General features: G+C 64.0%; 4 protein-coding genes. All 4 read left to right on the forward strand.

Annotation, left to right across the window (positions count from 1 at the left end; genetic code table 11):
• Positions 1 to 30 precede the first annotated feature (30 nt).
• Positions 31 to 2,790 (forward strand): hypothetical protein, encoded by a 2,760-nt coding sequence (locus tag LBC97_14365; protein ID MDR2567213.1) that lies wholly within the window; start codon positions 31 to 33, stop codon positions 2,788 to 2,790.
• Positions 2,791 to 2,836: 46 nt separating this feature from the next.
• Complete coding sequence (locus tag LBC97_14370) at positions 2,837 to 3,910, forward strand: substrate-binding domain-containing protein (protein ID MDR2567214.1); 1,074 nt, start codon at positions 2,837 to 2,839, stop codon at positions 3,908 to 3,910.
• A gap of 183 nt (positions 3,911 to 4,093) precedes the next feature.
• Positions 4,094 to 5,314: a hypothetical protein gene (locus LBC97_14375; GenBank protein ID MDR2567215.1), complete on the forward strand. Its 1,221-nt coding sequence runs from the start codon at positions 4,094 to 4,096 to the stop codon at positions 5,312 to 5,314.
• A gap of 69 nt (positions 5,315 to 5,383) precedes the next feature.
• Positions 5,384 to 6,094 (forward strand): hypothetical protein (locus tag LBC97_14380; GenBank protein MDR2567216.1); only part of this gene is annotated, 711 nt, incomplete at its 3' end.

A 6,094-nucleotide genomic window follows, 5' to 3' on the forward strand; every position in this document is an offset into this window, starting at 1 on the left:
CCCCATTTCCGCCCGACTGGACTCGTAGGCGTGACCCGGCGCGGCATGCGAGCGGCCGCAGGCGGCCTGGCCCTGGCCCTGGCCGCCGGAATTGGCCTGGCGGCCCTGCCGGGCCCGCGTGCGGAGGGCGCATCGCCCCCGACTGTGACCAGCGACTCCTGGATCGAAATCGCTTGGGGAACCGGGGAGGTGCGCGTGGGCGCGGCCGCCAAGGCGTCCGCAGCGGAAGTCGCGGCGGTCCAGCCCGATCATGCGGCGCTCACCTCGGACGGAAACGGCAACGACGCGGGCTCCGGCCACTGGGACGACTTCAAGGACCTCAAGATCACCGTCTCGCAGACCGCTGGCCTGATCGACCAGGCGATCACGGTGACAGCCACCGGCATGCGAACGACAGAGACCGGGATCGCCAACGACAAGAGCGGCCGCAACAACTTCTTGCAGTTGTTCCAGTGCTGGGGCCCGCCCCTGGGAGATGGTCTCGCCGAGCGGTGCCAATGGGGCGGCTACTCGCCCCTTGAGATTGGCGGCACTCTCGACGACGCCGTGGCGACCATGCTCCTGACTGCCAGCAGCGTGAGCCGCGACGGCCTCAGTTTCAAGGCCGTCACCGGCCAAGAAAACCAGACCGTCGTCCCTCCTCAGGGCCGCTCTCCAAATAGCGGGCTGGCAGAGTTCTTCACGCACGCCAACTCGAACGAGGTGCTGCTGGGACCTGTTTCGGAAATCGGCAGCCCCATAAGCTTCGTGGTCCAGTCCGCTGCTGCCCAGCCTTATCTTGGCTGCGGCGACCCGACTGCGGGCGGCGAACGCTGTTGGCTAGTCATAGTTCCGCGGGGACAGCACTCCGGCTCCTACGCTGGCACCACCGGCGCAGCGGACCGGTGCCATCCATTCGCGGGAGACGGAATACCGTATGGTGCCGAGACACCGTACGGCCAAGCAGGTTCGCCGATCTCGGCGAAGTGCTCGTTTTGGGATGACAGGCTGGTGATCCCGCTTGATTTTGACAACCCACGCCTGACCTGCCCAGACGGCTCGGCGGAACGCCGCGTAGTTGGCAGCCAGTTGCTCTCTCGGGCTTTGAGTTCCTGGCAACCGCGCCTGTGCCAGGAAAGCGCCACCTTCTCGTTCACCACAGGTTCGGCCAATCTGGTCCGCCAGCAACTCTTGACGGGCCAGGCCTCCATGGCAGCTGTTTCCAGTGCGGCCACCGTCGACAACATCGGACTGGCCGACCCAACACTGTTGGAGCAGTCCGACCTGGCATACGCGCCGCTCGTCAACAGCGGCATGGCAATCGGCTTCCTGATGGAAAGGCGGGCCGCAGATGATGGTGGCGGTCCGGTGGAAGACCTCAAGCTCACTCCCCGCCTCCTCGCCAAACTGCTAACCCAGTCCTACAAGTACGATGTTCCGCAGGTATCCAGTACGTCTGCGGCGAGCGAATCCATGGACTACTTGGCCACCGACACCGTGGTAGTAGATCCGGAGTGGGCCGCGCTAGGCAATCCAGTCCTGCAGCGGCAATGGGGACGGTGCGTCTGGACGGCTGTAGGGCCGCAGGGCGATGATCTGATCCAGCAATTGTGGCGCTATGTGCTGGCCGACGCCGACGCGGTCGCCTTCCTAAGCGGCGAACCCGACCCATGGGGCAACACCGTCAACCGGTACTACCTGCCGCCCACGCACCCAAGTGCGGCTGGCGGCGGTTATGACCTCCTCAACTCCCCCATCGACACCATGCCCAAGGCCGACCAGACAATCGCCCCAGATCAGGAGACCGCCCAAGAGCTTTTCCGTGGCTTGACCGTCGATTCGACATCCTACAGTCCGTACTCCGGCACCTTCGCGGAGAACGCCGTCAGAATCCTCAAGGCTGACCGGCGTGTGACGTTCGTCTGGGACCCAAACAAGTTTTCCGGCGCCAACGTGGGCTTCTTTGTAACCGGGACACCAGCACTCCCAACCGAACGGTTTGGACGTCTGATTCTCGGTCCAGTCACCGGCGCGGATGCCCGCAATTACGGGCTTACCGCTGCCAGCCTGGCTTTGCCTCTCACCTACAAGACCACCGCTGAGAACGTGGCGGAAGCGCGTGAATTCGTGGCCTACAGCGATGAGAGCGTCGCCGCGGCCATCGCCGCTAATCAGCCCGATCCATCCACCGGGGTCGCCGTGACCGACCCGGCAGCACTGCCAAGCGGCGCATATCCGCTAGCCGCCACGGTGTACGCCGCAGTCGATCTGAACGCAATGGGCCTGGACTCTGAAGCCCGCGAGGACTACGCGGACTTGTTGGAATACGCGGCCGGACAGGGCAACATCCAAGATGGTGTCCGCGGCAGCCTGCCCCTTGGCTATGTGCCGCTGACAGGCTCCCAAGCCGCCGCCGCCCGATCCTTGGCCGCCACACTGCTGACGGGTGCGGCCGACGACCGTGAGGAGTCGCAGCAGCCCGCGAGCCCGAATCCCGGTAATGGGGAGTCTCCCAACAGCGATGGCAGCGGGCAGCATTCGAATGGCGACGGAAACAATGCTCTCTCGGCCAACGCCCAGACGAGCGGCTTCACACAAGACAACGCCGATCCTGGAAACCGCACGCCGTTGGAGGACCCCATTGCGGTGGGGTCCAACACAGCCATCACGCAAACCGAGGCCAAGACTGAGGCGGCCACCGCCGGCGCCGCGCCGCCTGCCCGCCGCACGCTGGGCGTGCTGTTTGCAGTCGGCCTAGCCGGAGTCGTTGCCGGGCCCGCGCTCCTCCGCCGCCGCGAGGCGGCACCATGACCACGCCCCGCTGGATGCGAATCATTTCCACCTTGAAGGAGACAAAATGAAAACCCACCGCAGGCACCTCTTGGGCACCCTCGCAACCATTGGCGCGGCCGCAGCTGTGCTGGGGGCACCCTCAGTCCCGGCCCTGGCCGACCCACCGGGAATCCACCCGCCGCTCGCCGGAGTCGGCAGCGGCACCACACAGTACGTTCTCGACGGTCTCGCTGACTCCATCCAACCGAGCGGAAGCATGATCATCGGGTCATACGACTCGACCGGCCCGCTCCTCATCCAAACGCGCGCCGTTGGATCGGCCTTCAACCGGCCCAATGGCTCAACGGCTGGCGTCAGGGCGCTCACCCGCTCGGCCGTTAGCGACACCTGGCCGCAGACCACTGGCGAGTCCACCACCCAGGTGGGCATCGCGAATCAAATCGACTTCGCCAGGTCTTCCAGGCCGCCTTCGGAGTATGGCGATGATCTGACCTACATACCGTTCGCCCAAGATGCGGTCACCTACGCGTATTCTGACCACGGCTACGCCTCCGTGCCGCTTTACCTCACCCCCGAGGATCTGGCCGCGATCTACCGGGGCACCGTCACCACTTTCGTGGACAGGAACGGTGTCTTGCGGACCTACGACCCCGCGCTGCCCCCATTAGGGTCTGATGCCAGGCAGTACTTCTTGGAATACATCGGCGTCACGGAAACCCAAGCCTCGTGGATTCTGAACGTCCTGCCGGAAAACGATGGCTCCCAGATCGACGGGATCGGCGAGATCATGCCCTTCTCCGTGGGATCCTGGATCGCCCAAGACAACAACGTCGAGCCCAACACCGTCGCCTACAACGACGTGCAACTTGGCGCGCTGGATGATTACTACTGGGGCGTCGTCTTGCCGGTCGTGGACGGCGCGATCAACCCCGACTTCCCGGCCCGGCGCCTGCTGTTCAACGTGGTTCAGACCTCGCGGCTTAGCGGCACCAGTGACCTCGACGTGATGTTGCAGAACACATTCGTGGGACAGCAGTCTTACGTCTGCCAATCCGGCTCGACCATCACGCACTACGGCTTCCTCACAACCCCTCACTGCGGCAACACAACCATCTTCAAGAGCGGTTATGTCTACTGATCGCACAACCACGATGACCATGTCGCCGCAGCCAACTAAGACTTTCCTGGCACCGGCTCTCAGCCGGTCGCAAAGGGAGGCCCCCGCCCCGCGCGTCCTAGACAGACGCTTGCGCGGAGCAGGGGCAACCAACGAGCGCCCAACCGGGCGCTCGAACAACCTCCGATTCTACAAGGAGATTCAATGAGTAACCAACGCAAGCGCGCCATCGGCGCACTCGCGACGCTTGGCGCGGCAGCGGCCGTGCTGGCGCTATCAGCCGGACCGGCCCTGGCCGATCCGGTGAACCCGGACACCGGAGCCTACACGCGCAACCGGACACTCAACGGAACCGGCTCGGACACCACCCAAGACCTCAATAACGCACTTGCGGCCGTGGTCACCAACCAGTCGGGTGCTCTGATCCTGGGGTCCTGGGACGCCACCGTGCCATCTGGGCAAGGCGACTTCATCGTCACCCGCACCGGCGGTACTTCGATTCCACGTCCTAACGGCTCCGGCCAAGGCGTCGCGGCTCTCAGAGCGGCGGTTGACGGCCAGTCGTTGACCAACCCTCGTGGAACATCCAGCGGTTCCCTCAACAGCAACGACCTACAGTTCGCACGGTCGTCTAGCGGCGTGCCGTACAGCACATCTGGTGATTATTCATACGTTCCGCTGGCAGTGGACGCGGTCACCTATGCAGTCGCGAATGCGAACACGACCCTCCCGCGGAACTTGAGCGTCGATGACCTCACCGCGATCTATTCCGCAAGCAATGGGGACACAGTAACGACCGAGGCGGGCTCCAGCTACGTGATCGGCACCGACTTGGTTCCGTTCCTGCCCCAGACCGGTTCGGGCACGCGCTCATTCTTCATAGGCGAACTCGGATTGACGGAGCAGGAACTCGGTAGCGCCGTCAGGTGGACCTACGGCACGGGCAACACACTGGTTCAGGAACATGACGGCGCCGTGCTGGATGCGATTCCGAACGCGATTGTGCCGTTCTCAATCGCCCAATACATCGCCCAAAGCAGAGCCTCCAATCTGACCATCCTTTACAGCGTGTCCGTGGTGGATCGTCGCCATAGCGCGACGCTGGCCAAGATCGACGGGATCGACCCGATCAGGAACGGCGTCCTCAACACCGCTTTCCCGGTCAAGCGGGCGGTCTTTACTGTCGTGGAATACGACGCGATCGCGAGCAACACCAACCTCGCCTACGCCTTCATCGACAATCCTTCCACCGCGAGCGTCACCGAAGGCGCTGTCTACTGGGCAGAAAGCCCCGATGGCGAGTCATATGTGATTGAAGACTTCGGCTTCGGCTCTCTCATCAATCGCGACACATTGGGGAATGGCGTCACGATCAAGGGCAACTTGTACAAGGCGGGCGATGCCGCGTCCTACCGGACAAACTGAGCAGGCTCAGCCATGCCACAAACCAATCCATTCACAAGCAATCAACCAATCACTGAGAAAGGCAATCCAATGTCAACCATCAAACCCCTTCGCCGCCGCGCCGGACTCGCCGCCGCAGCCGCCCTGGCAACCGCCGCTGCCGGCCTGCTCCTGAGCGCTCCAGCTCAGGCACTCCCGCCTGGCGTGGACCCAGCCAATCGTATTGGCGACCTCTACCTTGACGTGTACAGCGGCACGGTCGCTACCCTTGGCGGTCCGCAGCAACTGACGACCACAGTCGGATGCCCGGAGCATTACCGCGGATCCTCGCGCGTGTACTTGGTGTGGGCAGACGGCACCACTGACCCGAACCGGTTCCCGGCAGTCGTCTACATCGACGACCTCGCCGGCGCGGGCCTCGATGGGCAGCCAATCGACCGCCAGGGCGTCTACGCGTCTCGCTGGGTCACTGCGGCTTTCCCGAAGAGCATCTTCACCGATCACACTGAAACCGCGACCTACCTGGTGACCTGCGATCCGGGCGATGCGCCGGACGGGGAGAACTACCCGCTCGCCGGCGAGGGAATTGGCTCCTCCAAGTACTTCTCGATCGAGATGGACTTTGTGTGGGGCGACGGGTCCAATCCGACCTGGTCCGCAGTTGAGCCCGCGGCCGCCGAGTACGACTCGTCCGAGTCCGACATCAACGTGGACATCCCCACGCTGACCACGCCTCCGGGGCCGGCCACCGGTCTGAAGATTTCGGTCAAGCCTGGCGCGACCACTCTGACCGGCCCGAAC

This window comes from Bifidobacteriaceae bacterium (genome assembly GCA_031281585.1).
In the GTDB taxonomy this organism is placed as follows: domain Bacteria; phylum Actinomycetota; class Actinomycetes; order Actinomycetales; family WQXJ01; genus JAIRTF01.

Excerpts from the sequence above, each read along its gene's own strand:
- LBC97_14375 (MDR2567215.1), top strand. The coding sequence starts at position 4,094 with ATGAGTAACCAACGCAAGCGCGCCATCGGCGCACTCGCGACGCTTGGC.
- LBC97_14370 (MDR2567214.1), top strand. The coding sequence starts at position 2,837 with ATGAAAACCCACCGCAGGCACCTCTTGGGCACCCTCGCAACCATTGGC.